Below are 18,215 nucleotides of genomic sequence, written 5' to 3'. Positions count from 1 at the left end.
CACCATAAACGAAAGGGCCGTGGTTGGCCATGGAGCGCGCCGCCCTTGCACCAGCTGCATGACGCCGCGCATCCCGCGCCCGGCCGGACATCACTCCTCGTCGGCGAAGATGTCCTCGTCGAGGCGCTTGAACTCCACCGCGCGGGCGAGGCGGACACCCACATTGTGCCCGGTCATCAGATCACCGAGCTGCTGGCCGTCGATGAGAATGACGCGCTGGGTGAGGTGGCGGACGAAATCCCGCGCCTTCGCTCTCCCCATTGCCCTCCTTGGTGCCGCGATAGAAATCGCGGAAGGCGGGGTAGGTCTGAAGCACGCGAGACGCTGGTCATCGATATTCACACGCGGTCTCACGCATCATATTCGCAATACACCCCTGTGATGACAATCCCCCTGCCGTCTTCTCCCTCTCCCCCAGATTGCCCATGCGCTGGTGCTCTCTGCCACCACCTCGGCGGCCGCGGGAGGAGAAAACCAAGTTGAGCAGAAGCTTTTCCCAGCGACGGCCCGTGGCCCAATGGCCCGCCCCGGATGGTGCATGCCATCAATCGCCTGAATGCCCTCTGCATCTGCTTCGAGCGCAAGACCGCCTACCAACTCAAGATCGACGAATGGAATTTCTATCCTGGCCGGGGCACGACCATCCGGGATGGCGGCCCCCGCCGCCGAGACCGATCGCGGCCTAACCACCCTGCTGGCGCGCCTATTGGCCCTCGGCAAGACCGCTCACCCCAAAAATCGCGCTTAAGCCACTGCGATACCCCATAAAACGCTGGTAAACATTCACTTCTTGGACAGTTCGCAACATAAAAACGAAACAGAGGCTCCATATCCGTGTCTGAGCTGAATATGGAACCTCCTGAGACCTCAGCGCTGATCGCAAGCGAACCGAACTGCAGAAACGTGGAAGACAGTAATCCTCGGTAGCCCCCATGATGTCATCCAGGAGCACTCGCCCCTCGGCCTCACCCTGTCGCCGACGCTTCATCGTGCGGCGGGCACACACGCCGCCTCTGTCACCCCAAGGACCTCCTGCACCCTGTCGCTCTTCGTCGCGGAAGGTGAGCTTTATGAAGATTGGGCTGGCCACTGGTGGTTAATGCGCTGCCGTTGCTGGTCGAAGCGTTGGAACGGGAAGCGACAGCCATCTGTACATGACCTCGGGAAATGCTGGGCATCGTGTTCCGCTCCAAAACTCGTCGGCTTGCGGAGCTGGGGGGGGCTAGTACACTCGCCGCGCGATCTCACGTTGCCTGGCGAGGGTTTCAGCCCAATCGTTGCGGGTTTCTTCGAGGGTCAGGTTGGTCTCGCCATCTGCGACGATGCGATGGAGCGTGGGGCCGATATTGGCTGCACCCGTCGCATCCTGCGCGCGCCGCGCGGCTGCAGCGCCATCATCTTGCCGGGTGGGCGCCATGTTCAATTCCCACCACATGGCGATGGTGAGGAGGATCAGCGTGAAAATCCGAGAAGGATCCGCAGTTGGGCCTTGATCAAGAGCTTCATGCCCCTCCGCCATGCGTGACAAGTCCTTACCCCACTCGAAAGTGCGTGGGCATTGGCGCGCGGGATCGTGTTCTTGATGTAGGGATATGATACGTTCCCCGTGAACGCCGCCGCTCTCAGGATCATTCATCCTGCGTGATCGAAAATCGCCTTCTATGGAAAGACGATCTGAGCTGACGGCTTTCCCTGATATGGTATAAAGAGGCGTCTGTGGCGCGATGTATCCGCATTTTGTGCGGGAAGAAAAGGTGTTTGCTCCCCTTCTTGCCGCGTATTGTGCCGGCTACTGCCGCTGCGGGCTATCCGGAACAGCCCCTTGGCCAGGCGTTGAACCGTTTCATAGGCGGCGCCATTGGTCTCGGGCGGTTGCTCGCCGGGGGCGCCATAGGCCTCCACCAACAGGCCCATCATCGAGCGCCCGGGGGGTGTCAGCGGAGTTTGGGCGAGCGCGCCGGTGAACTGGCCGGCCTGCGGCTCGGCAGGCACCGCCGCCGGCTGGGTCTGCGGCCATTGGGACGCGGGCCGTGGGTCTTTGAGATTGAAGGCGTTGGCGATATCCCGGGCGCCTTCATCGCGGGCCGTCAGCGGCGCCAGCCCGTGCTTGCGGCACAAGGTGGCGATGACGGCACCGTGGTGCATTTCTTCATTGATGACCGTTCCGGCGCGCGTATAGGCGGAAATGGCTATGGTCGGCACCCGCACACCCAGGCGATCGAAGGCGAAGCCGCATTCGGTGTCGCCAAGGTTCTGGGGCGGCACGGCGGCCGGCGGGGGCACGTGATCGTAAGTGCCGCCATGCTCGTCGAAGGTCACCAGCAGCGTGGTGTTCATGGCATTCGATCCTGTCGGGCTCTCGCTGTCGCGAATGGCTGAATAGACATCATGCAACAGCACTTCGCCAGCCCGAGTGTCATAAATCGGATCGATGGTGATGCCTGCTATGGTGAAGGTGAGGGGCGGGTGCATGTCGTTGTGGCAAAAAAATTGGCGAGGTTCGATGAAAGAATATGCGGGAAGCGTGCCGGCTTTCACATCGTTGTAGAAGTCGGTCATGGAACGAAAGTGCGTGTGCCAGAAGGGCGCGAGGGCATGGAGATTGATGAGGCCGGTGATGGAGACAAGCTGGCTCTCATCAAAATAGACGGCCCATGGCAGACCTGCCTCTTCCAGCTGGTTGAAAATCGTGGTCGCTGGATTGAGCTCGAACCATTTCTTGTAGCCGGGGGCACCGGAATTGGTGACAAAGCCGGATGAGGTGGAGGCATGGAAGAGGGCGCGGTTGCAGAAGGTCTGCGACGGCATGGCGCTGAACCAGTGATCATAGACCGCAAAATTGCGGGCAAGGGTGGAGAGCACCGGAAGCATCTCAGGGTCAAATGACCCCATGATCTGGCCGCACTTGGCGTGGGCCTGTTCCTTATCCTTGAGGATGATTTTGATGTTGTAGAAATAATCGAGAACGAACCCACTCATGTCGATGGTGCCGTTGGTCGGCACATTGTAGGGGGGAAGCATCTTCTGGGCTGTCAATTCGGCGTTTTCAGTGGGGTTGATGGTGCCGAACAGCTGGGTATTGACGTGCTGATATTCCTCACCCGCATCCGGGTCGGGGCTTTTTAGCGCTTGATTATAGTCGCCCTGGTAGATGTGGGCATAGAGTGTCTCGCCATCTGGTCACAGGGGCCAGTATGTGCCGCCCGTGAGGCCTTCAAATTTCTGTCCCTCCGGCAGGTTGCTGGAGGGTGCAGGTATCCGAATATATTGTCGAAAGAGCGGTTCTCGAACATGATCACGACGACATGTTCAAGTGCACTGACATCTTTCAATGGCCGCTCATAGGCTGTTTTTTAGTCGATGAGCGCCCCTGAGGGCGGGCCATGGACGTGGGTTCATTGGACATGACGCGCATCCTTCCCGAAATGGGTGTGCCATGGTGTGGCGGAATCATCATTTCTGGTCTCGATGCCGGCCGAATGACGCCAGCTGAAACGTGTTCCAGTGACGTTATTACTTTTGAGCGGCAGAAAAGCGCTCCGGGAACGACCTTTCCGCAGGGGCGCGCGGAAAGGTCTGTCGGCGGAGTCAGGAATGGACGGCGAGCTGCTCGCCGGTCGCCGCGCGGGCAGAAGCGCCGGCGCGTCCGGGATATTCTTTCGGCAGGATAAAGGGGAAGGGGCCCGGAGCCCGATCCACCTTCGCCACGTGGGTGACGACCCGGCCCTGATTGATGTGATGCACCAGGAATTCCGGTGCTTCCAGCACGAAGCAGGAGGCGGCGTCCGCATGCAGATCGAGGGCCACCTGATGCCCGACCGAGGGGGCGATCTGGCACAACGTGTTGCCGAACAATTGCTGGATGGAGCGGTGGACGTGGCCGCAGAGCACGCGCTGAATCTGCGGGTGGGCGGCCACCACGCGTTCCAGTCCCTCGGCGCCCTTGAACAGCCGCGCGGCATCCATGTGGCCGATGCCAGTGTCGAAGGGCGGGTGGTGCAGCATCACCAGGGTCGGGTCATGGCGATCCGTTGCGAGGGTGGCGTCGAGCCAGGCGAGGGTTTCGGGCGGCAGCTCCCCATGGCTGGCGCCGGCCACCACGCTGTCTAGGCCGATAATGCGCATGGGGCCGCACCACACGGCATAGTTCAGCGGGCCTCTCGCAGGCAGGTAATCGCCGCTCGCGAAGGCGCGACGGAAGGGCTCGCGCAGATCATGGTTGCCGGGCACGGCATAGGCGGGAAAGGGCAGCCGCGAGAACAGCTCGGCGGCGATGGCATATTCCTCTTCCAGCCCGCAATCGGTGACATCGCCGGTCACGAGCACGCAATCAGGCTGGGGATCGAGCCGCAGCAACGCGTGAATGGCGTGTTCCGCGAACAGGTTGGTCTCGGAGACCCCGTAAGCCAGCTGACCCCGGGGGCGGATGTGCAGGTCGGAAATCTGGGCGATGAGCATAGCTCAGGCGTCTTTCTCAAATTCGATAATAGCTTGGGGGTCGGCGTCGAAGGCAACGATTTGGCCGGGGGCGAAATGCAGGCTGGAGGCCAGATCCAGCTGCAGCTGGCGGCCAGGGGCCACCTCGGCCACCAGCCGCTGGGTGGCGCCGAAGAAGGTGGTCGCGATCACCCGGGCGCGAATGGCGCCGGGGCCGGCGGTGAGGCGCGCGACCTCGGGCCGGAAGCAGACCACGGCCGAGCGATCGCCGCCGCCGACCCTCAGTCGAGCCTGGGTGTGCTCGGCATCCACCGCAAGGATGCCGTCGCTGACGCGGCCCTCAAGCCGGTTCATGGTGCCGACGAAATCAGCCACGAAATCATTGGCAGGGCGATGATAAATGGCTTTTGGCGCGCCGATTTGCTCGATCCGCCCGCGCTGCATCACGGCGATGCGATCGCCAATGGCCATCGCTTCCGCCTGATCGTGGGTGACATAGACGGCGGTGATGCCGAACTCGCGCAGCAGCAGGCCGATTTCCACCCGCAGCCGTTCGCGCAGCACCGCATCGAGCGCCGCGAGGGGCTCATCCAGGAGCAGCACGCGGGGCTTGATAGCGAGCGCGCGCGCGAGCGCGGTGCGCTGGCGTTGGCCGCCGCTAACCGTGGTGATGCGACGATCGGCATAGTCCTCAAGCCCCACCAAAGCAAGAAGGCGCTTGGTTTCACTTTCCCGTTGCTTGCGGCGGATGCCCTTTACCTTCAGCCCATAACCCACATTCTCGGCCACGGTCATGTTGGGAAACAGGGCGTAAGACTGGAACACCATGCCCACATTGCGCTTCTCGATGGGCAGGGCGCTGACATCCTCGCCATCGAAGCGGATCATGTTCGGGCCATCGGGCTGCTCCAGCCCGGCGATTAGGCGCAGCAGCGTGGTCTTGCCGCAGCCGGAGGGGCCGAGCAGAACCAGGATCTCACCCGAGGCGATCTCCAGATGGGTCGGCTGAAGCACGGTATGGCCGTGGAAGGTCTTGGTGAGGGCGTTGGTGGTGATGGCCGACCCGCAGCGGGTGAAGGCCTCGGCGCGGGCATTCATGATTTCGTCCTTTTCTCGGTGAGGTCCGCCGCCAGCTGCAGGCCGATGAGCAGCGGAATGACCATGATAAGGAAGACCAGCGTGTAGGCGGAGGCTACTTCCAGGCGCATGGAGGCATAGGCATCGGCGAGGCCCACGGGCAGCGTCTTCGTCATCGGCGTGTGCAGCATCCAGGTCAGGTTGAATTCGCCGATGGAGAGAGTGACGACCGTGAGCGCGCCGGCCACGATGCCCGGCCGCACATTGGGCAGGATCACATCGAAGAAGCGCAGCCAGGCCGGCGAACCGAGGCTCGCCGCGCCCTCATCCAGCGTCCGCCAGTCTATGGTTTCCAGGATGGCGATCACCGCTCGCATCATGAACGGCAGGGTGAACAGCACATGGCCCACCACCACGAACAACGTGGATTGGCGGAAGGCACCGAAGCCGCCATAGGCCAGGATCAGCGCCAGCGCCAGCGCCAGCCCCGGAATGGCCACCGGCAGCGTCACCAGTTCCTCGACGATGCGGGCGAAGCGACCGCCCCGGCGCACCAGGGCATAGGCTCCCGGCACGCCGATCAGCAGCGTCAGCGCCAAGGTCATGAGCGCGACGATCAGGCTGCGCCACACCGTGTCCGAATACAAACTCCAGACCTGGCGCACCCAATCCAGCGTGAAGCCGGCGGAGATGCCGCGCGCATAATTCACGCTCAGCCCCGCATAGACGGAGAGCAGAACCGGCACCACCAGGAACAGGGCGATGAGGGCGGTGATGGCAAAGCCGGCGAGGGTGGTCCAGCGCAACCCCATGTCAGCCTCCCTTGGTGTCGCGCATGGCGCGGCTGCGGGCCAAGGCGAGCGCGGCCCAGGTGATGGCGCCGAGCGCGATGGAGATGGAGGCCGCCATGCCCGCATTGGTGGCCAGGGTGAATTCCGTGTAGATCAGCATGGGCACCACATCGATGGATGTGGCGAGCGTGAAGGCGGTGCCGAAGGCGCCCATGGCGGTGGCAAAGCAGAGCGCGCCGCCCGTGTACATGGCCGGAAACAAAGCGGGCAGCACCACATCACGCTGAATGGCGAGCGGCCCCGCGCCCAGGGACCGGGCGGCTTCCACCAGCGAGGGGTCGAGCTTTTCGGCCGCAGCTAACAGCGTCAGCAGCACACGCGGCACCGAGAAGTAGACATAGCCCAGGAACAGGCCGAACAAAGAATAAGCGAAGATGGCGCGGGTGCCGAAGGCCGCCATGCTGAGACTGTTCACGAGGCCCAGCCGGCCGCCGAACAGGATGATCATGAAGCCCACCACCACGCCGGGAAAGGCCAGCGGAAAGGTCATGAGCGAGAGCAGCAGGCCGCGCCCGGGGAACTTCCGGTGGGCCAGGGTCTGCGCCGCGATGGTGGCAAGCGCGAGGGTGGCGAGGGTGGTGACGATGGACAGCGCCAGGGTCACCAGAAGGCTGTTGCGATAGCGCGCCTCGGTGAGAATGGCGAAGAAGCCGGCAAAGCCGCTTGGTCCCGTGCCGGCCTCCACGGTCAGCCGTGCCAGGGGGAGAATGAGGAAGGCCAAAGTGAAGATGGCCGCGGGCAGGATGAGCAGGACATCGAAGGATCTGCTGCGCACCGATAGCTCCTGCGTTTGGGGGGAAGGGGCCTGCGGGGTGGTTCATCACCCCGCAGGCGGATGCACCTGGGGCTCAGCGCACTTCGTTGAGGTAGCGCTTGGAGAAATCGGCCTGCGCGGCCTGCGCGGCGGCCCAGTCCACGGCCTTGGCGCGCTCATACTCGCTCGCCGGCAGGAACTTCTCGGCGATCTGCTCCGGCATCGCCACCGGCAGAGCCGGGCGCAGATACGCGGTGCTCCAGAACAGCTGCCCTTCGTCGGAAAGCAGATAATCCAGCACCTTCTTCGCGTTTTCCGCGTGCGGCGCGCCCTTCACCAGGGTCATCACATAAGGAAAGGAGACGGAGCCCTCGCACGGCAGCACGAACGCGAACTTGCCCTTTTCTGTATATTTGGCCCGATAGGCGTTGAAGTCGTAATCCAGCAGGATCGGGATCTCGCCGGAGACCACGCGGGCATAAGAAGTCTGCTTGGTGGTGATCGCATCATTGGCCGAGAGGGCCTTGAGATACTCCACCGCCGGCGTGAAGTTCTCGAAGCTGCCGCCGAGCGCGGTGTTGATGGCCACGGCGGAGACATAGCCCACGGCTGCGGAAGTGGGGTCCAGATAGCCCACGAGGCCGCGATATTCCGGCTTCTTCAGGTCCGCCCAGCAGGCGGGCACCGGGGCGCCGTTCAGCGCGTCCACATTCACGAAGAAGCCGAGCGTGCCCTGATGGACCGCCCACCAACGCCCCTCGGGATCCTTCAGGCCGGCGGGGATCTCGGCGAAGCGCGCCGGCTTCCAGGCCTCCACCAAATCCTGCTTGGCGGCGGAAATGCCGGCATTGATGCCCAGATAGGCGATATCGGCCACCGGGCTCTGCCGTTCCGCGATGATCTGGGCGACGGCCTGGCCGGAATTCTTGTTGTCGCCGGGAATCTCGATGCCGAGCTTGGCATGGATCTTCTTCAGCATCTCACCCCAATTGGCCCATTCCGGCGGGCAATTGTAGCAGATGGCATCGGCCGCGCGCGCCTGGGGCACGGTGGCGGACATGAGCCCGATGGCGGCGGCAAAGCCGAGGGCTAGGAGTTTAGCTTTCATGGGGAAATCTTTCTGGCTGACGGGCGGGGGGAGGAGGAGGGAACGGCATGGGAGCGCGGGGGAGCGATGGTCTCCCCCGGTAGCATCACCACGTCGGGCTGGAGCTGCTGGGGCGGCTTGTGGCCGGCGGCCATGTCGAGCAGCAGCGCCGCGGCCATCACCCCCATGGCCTGCGAGGGCTGCATGATGGTGGACAGGCGCGGCGCGATGTGGCGGGCAAAATCGATCCCATCGAACCCCACCACGGAAATATCCTCCGGCACCGAAAGGCCGGCGCGGCGGAGCGAGCCGATGACGGTGACCGCCAACAGGTCGTTGGAGGCGATGATGGCGGTGGGGCGGACGGTCGCGACCACGTCGGTCAGGTCGATATCCTTGGCCGCATCGATGAAATCCACCTCGATCGGTGGCAGGGGCGTGAGCCCCGCAAGGTTCAGTGCGTCGCGATATCCCTCATAGCGACGGGCTGAGCGGTCGGATGAGAAGAAGTTGCCGCCCACGAACACGATGCGCCGGTGACCCATGACGATCAGCTCATCGGTCATGCGATGCACGGCGCCGCGATTATCCACGCAGACGGCGGCGATGCCCTTGGGCGTGCCTTCATTATAGATGGTGACCACCGGCAGCCCGGCGCTGCTGGCGCGCCGCAGCGCCACGCTGGTGACGGGGTCGCACACCGTCATCACCATGCCGATGGGCCTCTCGCCGATCAGCGCGGCGACCACCGCCTCTTCCTGGGCGGGGTCGTACTTGGACTGGCCCAGGATGGTGGAGAGCCCATGGGCGCGCGCGCGGCGCTCGATGCCATCCACGGCTGCGGCGAACACCGGATTGGTGAGGCTGGGAATGAGGATGCTGATGATGGGCCGGGTTTCCGGAAACGCCCGGGCAATAGGAAAACCAAGTTCCAGAGCCGCCCGCACCACGCGGCCGCGCATATCCTCGCTGACTGGCCCGTTGCCAGTGATGACCCTGCTGACGGTGGCGGCGGAGCATCCCGCGCGCGCCGCCACATTGCGAACTGTGACATCCGACGAGTTCATTGCCCTGACCCCGCCTTTCCTTGCAGGACCGCGGCACGCGGCCCCCTAAGGCGCTGATCTAGCAAACGACTCTATTGTCCCGATGACAGTGTTTCAGTCCGTTTCAGCGATGGTGTGGTGAAATAATAATATGTCATGTCCGCGTCGCGGTTGTGAAATCGTGCGGCATCGCAGCGCGCAAATGAAAATACTGTCGAGATAACCGCGCGGTTCGCGTGATTTTCGGCCCCATGCGCAAGCTTATGCGGTCACGCCAAAGGGTGCGGCGGATGTCGAGTCTGTGCGCCATCTGGATCTGTGGGGCACAGTGGAGCGCGGCTAGAGATCTACCACCAGGCGCGGGCCGGCGGAAAGGGGGATGTAGGCGGGCCGCGTGTGTTCGCGCTCGGCCGGTTTCAGCGCGCGGTCACGGTGGATGGGCTCGCCCTCGGTCCACGTCACCCGGCACAGGCCGCAGCAGCAGGAATGGGGCACATCGATGCCGCTCCCGGTCAGTGCCTCAAGCATGCGGGCCCCCGCCAGCACCCATGCGTTGGGCTGGGCGTCGGGCGGCATTTTCGGCGGTGGCGCGCAGAAGCGCCCAAGGTGTACCCGCGCGCAGGCCCAGCCCGCAGTGGCGTTTGCGAAGGCCTCGAGCATCGGCTCGGGTCCGCGGCAGGCGGCGTCCCCGTCATGGGCGGCCAGTCGCCTCGCCATGTCGTGGCGCTACGTCGTGGCGCTACGTCGGGCGCGCGGCACGCTGGCGGTGTCGCGCATGGTGGCAGGGCCTGCCGAGATCAACCCGTTGAGGGCCGCACCGAGCGGGGGCGCGCCGCGTGCCATGATGTGCAGGTGAAAATCACTGCGGGCCGCCCGCCGCAGGGCCGCGCAGGCGGAGAGGAATGGGGAGACGCCGATGCCGCCAGCGGTGAAGAGCTGTGGCGCGGGGCCAAGCGGAGCGGCGCCCCGGGGAGACCCACGCCGACTTCGTCCCCACCTGCAGGTGATCGTAAAGCCGCCGCGCTCGGCGGCCTCGCGCTTCACGGCGATCTCGTAGCGGTCGCCAAAGACGGGATCGTTCAGGGTCAATAGGTGCGCGTTATCCCGTTGTGCAGATAGAGGTCGATGTGGGCGCCGGTCTGGTGGAATCGGGAGGGGCCGGTGATCCGGATCCTGCAGCACCAGATGCACCATATCGCACTCGGTGCCGCGTGCGGTGATGGCGGCGCGAATGCGGCGGGGGCGGCATCAGAGACTCCTCACCACATCGCCCATGCGCACCACGCCTCCTTCCAGAATGTGGCAATTGACGTCCACGCGATTGATGGGCGGGTCGAAAATCGCCTTGCCGGTCATCTCTTCGATATGGCGGCAGGGAATGGAAAGGCGGGTCGCCTCCGGCCATGTTTCCCCGAGCAGGCAGCGGCGGCCCACCAGATGGTTGAGCAGCACGCCCTCCACCCTCACATTGCGCCGGTGCTCCTTGGAGCCCGGGATGATGCCGGCGTCGCGCTGCAGCGCTTCCAGCGTCTCGATCTCGAGCAGGCTGGTCCGGCGGCCGTACTCGGCTGGGTCGGAATAGAAGGCTTCCTCGCGGCCGATCGTGTCGCGGTCGCCTTCTATGCCCCGTCCCGCCACCAGGGTGATTTCCGGCATGGCGCGCATGGGCAGGAAGGCCCTCGGCGTGATGTGCGGAAGGCGCACCAGGCCATGAAAGGCGATGGAGGCTGCTCCTGCTGCGCGCGGATCCATCGGGCTCAGGCGCGTGTCGAGGGGCGCGTCGGCGGTCATGTGCAGGGTCGCTCCCAAGGGCGCACCATGTGTCTCCAAATGAGCGGGAGGGCGCAGCACCGTCTCCCGCGCCCTGTGTGGGGCAAAGCGTGGTCATCACCGCTCCCGGAGGCGGGAGCGGTCTTCGGGCGGCCCGCGCGCAGGCGTCGGGGCAGGGCCGCGATGCAGCCGATCTTCACCTTGATGGCGGGGTCGGCGAGGCAGATTTCCAGGCCGGCCCTCGCCGGCGCCTCATCCGCCGGCACCCAGGCATCCCGCACCGTGTTGAAGGCCGCCAAATCGGCGATGGCCGGCAGCCAGACGGTGGCAGTCAGGATCCGGCTTTTGTCGGTGCCGGCCTCAGCCTGGATGGCGTCGATCCTCGCCAGAACCTGCCGTGCCCTGGTCCTCCACCGGGTTGGACCGACCATCCGGCACCTGGCCCGACAGGTGGACGAGCCCCACCATGGACGGTAGCGGCCGAAAGGCGTGGGCCGGGGGCGGTGCGGCGGATCATGATGCGACCTTCAGGGTGGGGAGAATGGCGGGCTTGTTCAATGCCAGGGCGATGGTGGCGTCCAGCATGTCGAGCCGCTCCTGGCCCCGGAAACCTTCATCGCGAAAGAAGTAGGATGGTGCGCAGAACACACCGTGCGACACGGTGTTGTCCCTATTCTTGTCGTATTTTCCAGGATCGCGTCTCCATCCATCCCCAGGGCTGCGGCGGTGGCGATGAGGGGGGCGGTGTTCTCGATATCGCGCCCTTCCACCCACAACGCCGTCATGATGACGTGGATGACGGGCTCCCCATCAAGGCTGAGCTGGATGGCGGCGATGGCGAAGCACGCCGGGATCTCCGCCGACGGCCTCATGTCTTTGGCCTGGAGGGTTGATGGGCCTGCTGAGAATGCCGCGGAAGCGGCGCATCCCCAGGAAGCGATAGTGGCGCCGCTCCTTCGATCGCAACGGCAGCTTGATGCCCCCGGTGCGGGCATAGACCGAGCCGATATCGACCGGGTAATCATCAACGGGAGGGCCGTAGCGCTCGCCCATGGCTTTCACGGGCGGATTGCCGAAATAGGCCCAGTCGGAGTTCGTGCAGAAAAAGCAGTCGATGGCTTCTGTTTTGGTGTCGCTCATGGCGGCCCTCTCCCGATGCAGCAGCGTTTGTTGAATTGCGGGGGCCAGCGCAGCAGCCGGCGGTACACTCGCTCGGCCAGCGCGACGAGGGCGATGCCCGCGAACGCCAGCACCGTGATGGCGGCGAGCATTTCGTTGGCGTTCAGCTTGGAGAGGGCGAAGACGATCAGGTAGCCCGTGCCCGTGGTGGTGCCGACGAACCCGGCGATGACCATCGCCGCCAGCGAGAAGGAGATGGCATTGGGCAGGGCCGCGAAGGTCCAGGCGAGCGCGGTCGGCACCCGCACCTTCTACAAGATCTGCCGCGGCGAGGCGCCCAGGGATTGGCAGAATTGCAGAGGGTGTCGCTCCCTCGGCGATGGGTTATTCAATGTATTGAATAGGCTTATGAAGAAGAGCACGAACACAGGCCGTGGCGACCTTCGCCAGCAGGCCCAGGCCGAACACCATGGTGCTGAGGGGCTCCATGGTGATGCGCGCCGCCGTCACCCGGCAAGGCGCAGGCCGAGGCCCACATTCCGCTCCACCGTGTGCCGGGCAGCACGGTGTCCCTCTGGAACAGTTGGCTGAGGTGCTTCGATACCTTGTGGGCGCACAATGGCGCCATCCACGGTGATCTCGCTGGTCAAGACCGTCTGGAAGCCCACAATCATCTTGAGCAGGGTGTTCTTGCCGCACGCGCCCGGGCCCACCATGCAGACGAATTCACCCTGCTCAATAGTAAGGGAGACATTGCCGATGGCCGTGTGGCCTTGGAGCTATGGGTTTTGCTGGCCGCTTCGATCCGGATCATGGCTGGCCTCATGCTTTTCCGCGTGCCTTGAGCGCGAAGGAATTGTCCACGATGTCCTCGAACTTGGCCTTGGCGGCGGGCTCAGCGGTGGAATACATGCGTCCGTCGCGCCCATCACGCTGATAAGGTCGGCATAGGCCTTGGGTGTGTAGAGATTGTCGAAGTTTCAGGTCGCCTTGAACTTTTTGGCGGCGCTCACCAAGGCCGGAAGCGGTGTCGAGGGCTGGAAGTCCGCCTTCGTCAGCTCGGCGATCTCTTCCAGGGAGACGTGCTTGATGAAGTCGGTGCCCTTCACTAGGCCATCCACCAGCATCTGCAACTCGGCCCGCTTGGCGTTCAGGTTCTCCTTCAACACATCGACGCCAATGCCGGGCAGGGCGCCCTTGAAGGCGGAATTCCAGTCATCGTCATCATAAGAGGCGAAAAATGGGCGCGCCCCGGCCCTCGCTCTCGGTAGCCCTGAGTATAGAAAAATAGGCGATGCAATCATTCCGCCGAGCCCGCCTTCACCGCGCCGAGCATGGTGGTGCAATCGCCCGGGGGCCGGCACTCCACCTTGCCCTCAAGGCCTGCGGCCTCGGTGATGGCGACACCCAGAAGCCAGGTGAGCGACTGGGATCGGGTGACACCCATCTTGCGGCCGGCGAGGTCCTTCATGCTGCGCACCACTGCCTCATAGGCGGCCTTGCTGGCCACGATATTGGCAAGCGCAGGGCCGACATTCGGGCGAGTAGACCAGAAAGGAGGCCTTGCCCGCCATGGTGAGAGCATGTTCGAGAGAAGTGGATGCCGGCTCGCGTGAAGAAAGCGCGTCAAGACAATAAGCTAGAGCATTTGACGTGAGCTAATGCGAACGGAAAGGCTCTAGCGCCACGGAATCGCTGGATCTGGTGCCGGCCGCGAAGATCTGGTCGGCAGCCAGCATCTGCTTGCTGCGCGGCCCCTCTGGGAGTTCAAGCGCTCCACATTCCGCTCGGCATAGGCGAAATAGCCCTTCTTCAGAGCGGCAGAGATGGGTCAACTGGAGACAAAAGGAAAGCGCCGTAGCGGCCTGCTGTTGGTGCACCTTCGGCGCCGCATCACCTCTTGAGCAGCGATTGGGAGCCTAGTTTGGTGTCGTGTCGCCAAAGTGCGGTTGACAATGTGTCCGAAGCTCCGTCAGCCCGCGCGGTGTGCGCTCAAACCCGCAGAAATCCGCCTACGTTCACCGACGCATACTCCCCAAATTCTTTCCCGGGAACACAAAAGTCTCGCTGTGCGCGGGGCTAAGCCTTCGAAAAGAATGGCGCTCCCAAGGGGACTCGAACCCCTGTTTTCGCCGTGAGAGGGCGACGTCCTAGACCGCTAGACGATGGGAGCGTCGCGGGAAGGCCGTCTCTATAGCCGCCTTCCCGGAGGGCCGCAAGCCTTGCCTCGCGGTGGTGGGGAATTTTCCACAGGGTGGGGTCAGGCGATCGGTGGGCGGTGGCCGAAGATGGCGCTGCCGACGCGCACATGGGTCGCGCCCTGGCGGATGGCGGCGGGAAAATCGCCGCTCATGCCCATGGAGAGGCCCTTCAGCCCGTTGCGGGCCGCGATCTCCGCCAGAAGGGCGAAATGCGGATCGGGCACCGCATCGGCCGGGGGAATGCACATGAGGCCGGCGAGGGTGAGCCCGTGTACGTCCCGGCACTCGGAGATGAAGGCGTCTGCGGCTTCGGGCAGAACACCCGCCTTTTGCGGCTCGGCACCGGTGTTCACCTGGACGAACAGCTCAAGGGCCTTGCCGGTGCGCGCCTGCTCGGCGGCGATCGCGGCAGCGATCTTGGGGCGGTCCACCGTGTGGATGGCGTCGAACAGGGCCACAGCCTCCCGCGCCTTGTTGGATTGCAGGGGGCCGATGAGGTGGAGGCGCGCATCGGGGAAAGCCTCGCGCAGCGCCGGCCACTTGCCCTGCGCTTCCTGCACGCGGTTCTCGCCGAACACCCTTTGCCCGGCCTCAAGGACCGGGCGAACGGCCTCGGCGGGAAAGGTCTTGGACACCGCGACCAGGGTCACGTCCTCCGCGCGCCGGTCGAATTCGCGGCAGGCCTTGGCGATGGCGGCGCGCACCTCCGCAAGATGGTGGGTGGCTTCGGTCATCACGCAATCTCCGGAGGGTCGAGGCGGCGCACGGCGCGCAGCACCGCGCCGCCGGCGGCGATGCGCGCCAATGCGGGGGCGAGGGGCTCGCGCGCCACCATCATGTGGAAGGCATTGGCATGCAGCAGCAGGTCGCTCGTCTCCACCATGGCCACATGGCCAGGCCAGAACAGAAGGTCGCCACGCTGAAGCGGAGCGTCGAGCGCAACGGGGCGGCCGAGCGCTTTTTCCTGCATGTCGCTGTCGCGCGGGGCCTGAATGCCGCAGGCGGAAAGGGCGGTCTGCACCAGCCCGGAGCAGTCGAGCCCCAGCGCCGAGCGTCCGCCCCACAGATAGGGCACGCCGAGAAAGCGGGTGGCCACCTCCACGAAATCCGTCTCCCGCGCGGCGAGGGGCGCGAGATGGCGCATGAAGATGAAGCCGTCGCGGGTGGCGGCGAAAGCGCCCTTTTCCTCGCGCACCACCACTTCGCTGCCGAAGCAGAGCGCGCCGCGGGGCGGCATCTTGATGTCGGGGCCGGGGAACAGGAAGGTGCGCGGCGCCGCCACCTTGTGGGTGGGCGCCGCGGCCGGAGGGCGCAGGGCATCCGAGGGCACGTAGCCCACATAGCCGTCACGCGCGAGCTGGACGAAGGCCCAGCCTTCGCCGTCATCGGCATAGACGGTGAGGCGCTCGCCATGGAGCGCCTCGGTGTCGAGGGGGGCATCGCCCGAGGGGCGGCGGCGCACGGGGGCCACCGACTCCGCCACCTCGCGCTCGGCGCCCTCCACATAGCGGGGGGCGTCGATGAGGCCCTTCAGATGGGCGGCGGCGAGATCCTCGCGCGCGGGCGTCAGGCGCGGGTCAAAGCCTTGGGGCAGGGCCATGGCGTCAGCCGTAGCGGGCGGCGAGCAGCGCGTCGAGGGCGCGGATGGTCTGCGCCTCGCCACCCTCCGGGCGGCCGGGGCGGGTGGACGGGTTCCAGGCGAACAGGTCGAGATGCAGCCAGGTCTTGGCCGCGCTCACGAACTTGTCCAGGAACAGGGCGGCCGTGATCGCCCCGGCGAAGGGCCCGGAGGAGACGTTGTTGGTGTCCGCCACCTTTGAGTCGAGCATGCCCGCATAGGGCCGCCACAAGGGCAGGCGCCACAGCGGATCCGATTCGGCGGTGGCGGCCGCGGCCAGTTCGGTGGCGAAGGTGTCGTCGTCGGTGAAGGCGGCCGGCAACTGCGGGCCCAGGGCCACGCGGGCGGCGCCGGTGAGGGTGGCGAAATCGATCAGCACATCTGGGGCTTCTTCGTCCGCCAGCGCCAAGGCGTCGGCCAGCACCAGCCGGCCTTCGGCATCGGTATTGCCGATCTCCACCGAAAGGCCCTTGCGGCTGGGGAAGATGTCGCCGGGGCGGAAGGCGTTGCCGGCAACGGAATTCTCCACCGCCGGAATGAGCACCTTCAGCCGCACCTTGGCGCCGCGCGCCAGCAGCAGATGGGCAAGGCCCAGCGCATTGGCGGCGCCGCCCATGTCCTTCTTCATCAGCAGCATGGCGGCGGAGGGCTTCAGGTCCAGCCCGCCGGTGTCGAAGCACACGCCCTTGCCCACCAGCGTCACCTTGGGCGCATCGGGGTCGCCGGCGGTGATCTCGATGAGGCGGGGCGCCCGCGCGGCGGCACGGCCCACGGCATGGACCAGGGGGAAATTTTCCTGCAGCAGGGCTTCGCCGACGATGGAGCGGAACTGCGCCCCATGGCGGGCGGCCAGCGCGCGGGCGGCGTCCTCCAGCTCGGCCGGGCCGAGATCGTTGGCGGGGGTGTTCACCAGATCACGGGTGAGGGTAATGGCCTCTACCTTGCGCGTGAGGTCGGCCTCGTCCACGCCCTCGGGCAGAGCGAGGCGCACGGCGCGCGCGGGCGCCTTGCGGTAGCGCGTGAAACGGTAGGTGCCGAGTGCGAAGGCGAGGGCGGCCAGCGCGCGGTCGCCGGGCTCTCCCTCCAGGTGCCAGATGCCGGGGGGCAGAAGGGTGGCCAGCGCGCCGCAGGCAAAGGCATCGGCCTTCTCCGGCGCGGCCATGCCGAAGAGGGCGCCGGCCAGCAGGCCGCTGGCGCCGGGCACGGGCAAAAGCTTGCCCGCCTCGGCCTTGAAGCCGGCGGAAGCGGCGAAGGCGCGCACGGCGGCGGGCAGGGGGCTGGCTTCGGAAGCGGGATCGAGGTCGGTGGCGCGCACGCACCACACCGGCAGGCTCTGTTCGGAAGAGGGGGCGAAGCAATCGAGCATGTTGAACTCCTCCCTTCAGGAGGTAGCACGCCCGGCCGCAATCCTAGAAGAGCGATCCGCAGCCGCCGAGCGCAGGTCTGGACTGCGGCGGGCGTCGGACAGCAGCTCCAGTGCGGCTCAGGTCAGCGCCATCAGGCTCGAATAGGGGTGCAACAGCAGGCCGGCCCCCGCCAGGGCGACGCCATAGGGCAGGGTTTCGCCGGTGCGGGCGATGAGAGCCGCCGGGCGGGACAGGGGCGCCGACAGCCGACGGGCGCGCGCGCCCCAGGTGACGGCCAGGGTGAGCGCCGCGCCGATCAGGCCGCAGACGATGAGGAACAGCGGCACCTGGGCCGGATCAAGCCACAGGGCCAGGGCACCCGCGAGCTTGGCATCGCCGGCGCCGATGATGTCCTGGGCGAACAGGCTGAAGCCGGCAGCCGTCACCGCCCCAGCCACCATCAGCCGCAGCGAGAGATCGGCGAGCGGAGAGAGAAAGGCCACCGCCGCGAACGCGGCCGCCAGGGTCACCACCACGGCATTGGGAATGATGCGCCGGGACAGGTCGGTGCCGATGGCCAGGCACAGCAGGGCCGGGTAGAGGCCCAGCAGCAGCAGGTTCAACAGGTGCATCCGGTCCATGGCCATCCTCCGGCTTTTCTTTCCCGGCGGGGCCCGTCGGCGGGGTCCGTCGGCATCTTGGGCGCGGTGTCGCGCGTCAGTTGCCCGCGATCGCGGCGGTGGTCTTCAGGCGCGAGAAGGTGGTGGCGATCTGCGCCAGCACCGTGATGATGGCAATGGACAGCCCGGCGGCGATGAGGCCGTATTCCAGGGCCGTGGAGCCATGCTCCTCGTGGATGAAGCGGGACATCAAGAGCTTCATGGGCGCTTTCCGAAACGGTCCCGGGTC

The 18,215-nt window shown here is 65.5% G+C and carries 25 protein-coding genes and 1 tRNA gene; all 26 read right to left on the bottom strand.

Going from position 1 to position 18,215, the window contains the following annotated elements; all coding sequences use genetic code 11:
* Positions 1-90 precede the first annotated feature (90 nt).
* The 26 genes from L0966_RS07255 to L0966_RS07135 all read right to left on the bottom strand — a co-directional run bounded on the left by L0966_RS07255 (position 91) and on the right by L0966_RS07135 (position 18,188).
* Positions 91-261 carry a hypothetical protein gene (locus L0966_RS07255; protein ID WP_234051180.1) on the bottom strand — a complete coding sequence of 57 codons (171 nt, stop codon included), beginning with the start codon at positions 259-261 and terminating at the stop codon, positions 91-93.
* Between the two features lie 961 nt (positions 262-1,222).
* Entirely contained in the window at positions 1,223-1,519 is a 297-nt protein-coding gene (locus L0966_RS07250) for a hypothetical protein (RefSeq protein ID WP_234051179.1), read from the bottom strand.
* 140 nt (positions 1,520-1,659) lie between these two features.
* Positions 1,660-3,036 (bottom strand): alkaline phosphatase family protein, encoded by a 1,377-nt coding sequence (locus L0966_RS07245; protein ID WP_234051178.1) that lies wholly within the window; start codon positions 3,034-3,036, stop codon positions 1,660-1,662.
* A gap of 86 nt (positions 3,037-3,122) precedes the next feature.
* Positions 3,123-3,332: an alkaline phosphatase family protein gene (locus tag L0966_RS22465; protein WP_370640646.1), complete on the bottom strand. Its 210-nt coding sequence runs from the start codon at positions 3,330-3,332 to the stop codon at positions 3,123-3,125.
* A 256-nt stretch (positions 3,333-3,588) separates the two neighbouring features.
* Complete coding sequence (locus L0966_RS07240; protein WP_234051177.1) at positions 3,589-4,458, bottom strand: phosphodiesterase; 870 nt, start codon at positions 4,456-4,458, stop codon at positions 3,589-3,591.
* A gap of 3 nt (positions 4,459-4,461) precedes the next feature.
* Positions 4,462-5,535 (bottom strand): ABC transporter ATP-binding protein, encoded by a 1,074-nt coding sequence (locus L0966_RS07235; RefSeq protein ID WP_234051176.1) that lies wholly within the window; start codon positions 5,533-5,535, stop codon positions 4,462-4,464.
* Positions 5,532-6,326 carry an ABC transporter permease gene (locus tag L0966_RS07230; protein ID WP_234051175.1) on the bottom strand — a complete coding sequence of 265 codons (795 nt, stop codon included), beginning with the start codon at positions 6,324-6,326 and terminating at the stop codon, positions 5,532-5,534. Before L0966_RS07230 ends, L0966_RS07235 begins: the two co-directional genes overlap by 4 nt.
* Before the next feature lies 1 nt (position 6,327).
* On the bottom strand, positions 6,328-7,140 hold the full coding sequence (locus tag L0966_RS07225) for an ABC transporter permease subunit (protein ID WP_234051174.1): 813 nt from the start codon (positions 7,138-7,140) through the stop codon (positions 6,328-6,330).
* Positions 7,141-7,213: 73 nt separating this feature from the next.
* Positions 7,214-8,227, bottom strand: a complete 1,014-nt coding sequence (locus L0966_RS07220) for an extracellular solute-binding protein (RefSeq protein WP_370640647.1) — start codon at positions 8,225-8,227, stop codon at positions 7,214-7,216.
* Positions 8,224-9,273: a substrate-binding domain-containing protein gene (locus tag L0966_RS07215; RefSeq protein ID WP_234051173.1), complete on the bottom strand. Its 1,050-nt coding sequence runs from the start codon at positions 9,271-9,273 to the stop codon at positions 8,224-8,226. The genes L0966_RS07220 and L0966_RS07215 overlap by 4 nt, the downstream gene beginning before the upstream one ends.
* A gap of 318 nt (positions 9,274-9,591) precedes the next feature.
* Positions 9,592-9,780, bottom strand: coding sequence for a 2Fe-2S iron-sulfur cluster binding domain-containing protein (locus tag L0966_RS07210; RefSeq protein WP_234051172.1), 189 nt, complete (start codon positions 9,778-9,780; stop codon positions 9,592-9,594).
* A gap of 198 nt (positions 9,781-9,978) precedes the next feature.
* The gene (locus L0966_RS07205; RefSeq protein ID WP_234051171.1) at positions 9,979-10,341 is read right to left on the bottom strand and encodes a hypothetical protein; all 363 of its coding nucleotides are present in this window, start codon (positions 10,339-10,341) and stop codon (positions 9,979-9,981) included.
* Between the two features lie 159 nt (positions 10,342-10,500).
* A complete protein-coding gene (locus L0966_RS07200) occupies positions 10,501-11,043 on the bottom strand; it encodes an MOSC domain-containing protein (protein ID WP_234051170.1) in 543 nt (180 codons plus the stop codon).
* Entirely contained in the window at positions 11,040-11,453 is a 414-nt protein-coding gene (locus tag L0966_RS22460) for a Rid family hydrolase (RefSeq protein ID WP_370640648.1), read from the bottom strand. The genes L0966_RS07200 and L0966_RS22460 overlap by 4 nt, the downstream gene beginning before the upstream one ends.
* An 82-nt stretch (positions 11,454-11,535) precedes the next feature.
* Positions 11,536-11,682 (bottom strand): hypothetical protein, encoded by a 147-nt coding sequence (locus L0966_RS07190; protein WP_234051169.1) that lies wholly within the window; start codon positions 11,680-11,682, stop codon positions 11,536-11,538.
* A 150-nt stretch (positions 11,683-11,832) separates the two neighbouring features.
* Positions 11,833-12,162 carry a hypothetical protein gene (locus tag L0966_RS07185; RefSeq protein ID WP_234051168.1) on the bottom strand — a complete coding sequence of 110 codons (330 nt, stop codon included), beginning with the start codon at positions 12,160-12,162 and terminating at the stop codon, positions 11,833-11,835.
* A complete protein-coding gene (locus tag L0966_RS07180) occupies positions 12,159-12,443 on the bottom strand; it encodes a hypothetical protein (protein ID WP_234051167.1) in 285 nt (94 codons plus the stop codon). The genes L0966_RS07185 and L0966_RS07180 overlap by 4 nt, the downstream gene beginning before the upstream one ends.
* Positions 12,444-12,647: 204 nt before the next feature.
* On the bottom strand, positions 12,648-12,857 hold the full coding sequence (locus tag L0966_RS07175; protein WP_234051166.1) for a hypothetical protein: 210 nt from the start codon (positions 12,855-12,857) through the stop codon (positions 12,648-12,650).
* Between the two features lie 264 nt (positions 12,858-13,121).
* Positions 13,122-13,445 carry a hypothetical protein gene (locus tag L0966_RS07170; protein ID WP_234051165.1) on the bottom strand — a complete coding sequence of 108 codons (324 nt, stop codon included), beginning with the start codon at positions 13,443-13,445 and terminating at the stop codon, positions 13,122-13,124.
* Positions 13,442-13,651 (bottom strand): hypothetical protein, encoded by a 210-nt coding sequence (locus L0966_RS07165; RefSeq protein ID WP_234051164.1) that lies wholly within the window; start codon positions 13,649-13,651, stop codon positions 13,442-13,444. The genes L0966_RS07170 and L0966_RS07165 overlap by 4 nt, the downstream gene beginning before the upstream one ends.
* Positions 13,652-14,238: 587 nt before the next feature.
* A tRNA-Glu gene (locus tag L0966_RS07160) sits at positions 14,239-14,314 on the bottom strand.
* 87 nt (positions 14,315-14,401) lie between these two features.
* Complete coding sequence (locus L0966_RS07155; RefSeq protein ID WP_234051163.1) at positions 14,402-15,076, bottom strand: YggS family pyridoxal phosphate-dependent enzyme; 675 nt, start codon at positions 15,074-15,076, stop codon at positions 14,402-14,404.
* A complete protein-coding gene (locus L0966_RS07150; protein ID WP_234051162.1) occupies positions 15,076-15,942 on the bottom strand; it encodes a C40 family peptidase in 867 nt (288 codons plus the stop codon). Before L0966_RS07150 ends, L0966_RS07155 begins: the two co-directional genes overlap by 1 nt.
* Before the next feature lie 4 nt (positions 15,943-15,946).
* Positions 15,947-17,326, bottom strand: a complete 1,380-nt coding sequence (locus L0966_RS07145; RefSeq protein WP_234051161.1) for a M17 family metallopeptidase — start codon at positions 17,324-17,326, stop codon at positions 15,947-15,949.
* 117 nt (positions 17,327-17,443) lie between these two features.
* Positions 17,444-17,947: a prepilin peptidase gene (locus tag L0966_RS07140; RefSeq protein ID WP_234051160.1), complete on the bottom strand. Its 504-nt coding sequence runs from the start codon at positions 17,945-17,947 to the stop codon at positions 17,444-17,446.
* 76 nt (positions 17,948-18,023) lie between these two features.
* Positions 18,024-18,188 carry a Flp family type IVb pilin gene (locus L0966_RS07135; RefSeq protein WP_234051159.1) on the bottom strand — a complete coding sequence of 55 codons (165 nt, stop codon included), beginning with the start codon at positions 18,186-18,188 and terminating at the stop codon, positions 18,024-18,026.
* Positions 18,189-18,215: the final 27 nt, after the last annotated feature.

Origin of the sequence: Xanthobacter sp. NM-59, from assembly GCF_021401125.1 — a bacterium.
GTDB lineage: Bacteria > Pseudomonadota > Alphaproteobacteria > Rhizobiales > Xanthobacteraceae > Xanthobacter.
Note: the sequence above shows the minus strand (reverse complement) of the source record. Positions and strands in the feature narration are given on the sequence as shown.

Bases quoted from the DNA above. Each gene is read 5' to 3' on its own strand.
- L0966_RS07155 (WP_234051163.1), bottom strand. From the start codon at position 15,076: ATGACCGAAGCCACCCACCATCTTGCGGAGGTGCGCGCCGCCATCGCC.
- L0966_RS22460 (WP_370640648.1), bottom strand. From the start codon at position 11,453: ATGGTCGGTCCAACCCGGTGGAGGACCAGGGCACGGCAGGTTCTGGCG.
- L0966_RS07185 (WP_234051168.1), bottom strand. From the start codon at position 12,162: ATGAGCGACACCAAAACAGAAGCCATCGACTGCTTTTTCTGCACGAAC.
- L0966_RS07250 (WP_234051179.1), bottom strand. From the start codon at position 1,519: ATGGCGGAGGGGCATGAAGCTCTTGATCAAGGCCCAACTGCGGATCCT.
- L0966_RS07135 (WP_234051159.1), bottom strand. From the start codon at position 18,188: ATGAAGCTCTTGATGTCCCGCTTCATCCACGAGGAGCATGGCTCCACG.
- L0966_RS07235 (WP_234051176.1), bottom strand. From the start codon at position 5,535: ATGAATGCCCGCGCCGAGGCCTTCACCCGCTGCGGGTCGGCCATCACC.
- L0966_RS07170 (WP_234051165.1), bottom strand. From the start codon at position 13,445: ATGATTGCATCGCCTATTTTTCTATACTCAGGGCTACCGAGAGCGAGG.
- L0966_RS07150 (WP_234051162.1), bottom strand. From the start codon at position 15,942: ATGGCCCTGCCCCAAGGCTTTGACCCGCGCCTGACGCCCGCGCGCGAG.
- L0966_RS07230 (WP_234051175.1), bottom strand. From the start codon at position 6,326: ATGGGGTTGCGCTGGACCACCCTCGCCGGCTTTGCCATCACCGCCCTC.
- L0966_RS07200 (WP_234051170.1), bottom strand. From the start codon at position 11,043: ATGACCGCCGACGCGCCCCTCGACACGCGCCTGAGCCCGATGGATCCG.
- L0966_RS07215 (WP_234051173.1), bottom strand. From the start codon at position 9,273: ATGAACTCGTCGGATGTCACAGTTCGCAATGTGGCGGCGCGCGCGGGA.
- L0966_RS07145 (WP_234051161.1), bottom strand. From the start codon at position 17,326: ATGCTCGATTGCTTCGCCCCCTCTTCCGAACAGAGCCTGCCGGTGTGG.
- L0966_RS07240 (WP_234051177.1), bottom strand. From the start codon at position 4,458: ATGCTCATCGCCCAGATTTCCGACCTGCACATCCGCCCCCGGGGTCAG.
- L0966_RS07210 (WP_234051172.1), bottom strand. From the start codon at position 9,780: ATGCTTGAGGCACTGACCGGGAGCGGCATCGATGTGCCCCATTCCTGC.
- L0966_RS07140 (WP_234051160.1), bottom strand. From the start codon at position 17,947: ATGGACCGGATGCACCTGTTGAACCTGCTGCTGCTGGGCCTCTACCCG.
- L0966_RS07175 (WP_234051166.1), bottom strand. From the start codon at position 12,857: ATGGTGGGCCCGGGCGCGTGCGGCAAGAACACCCTGCTCAAGATGATT.
- L0966_RS07255 (WP_234051180.1), bottom strand. From the start codon at position 261: ATGGGGAGAGCGAAGGCGCGGGATTTCGTCCGCCACCTCACCCAGCGC.
- L0966_RS07220 (WP_370640647.1), bottom strand. From the start codon at position 8,227: ATGAAAGCTAAACTCCTAGCCCTCGGCTTTGCCGCCGCCATCGGGCTC.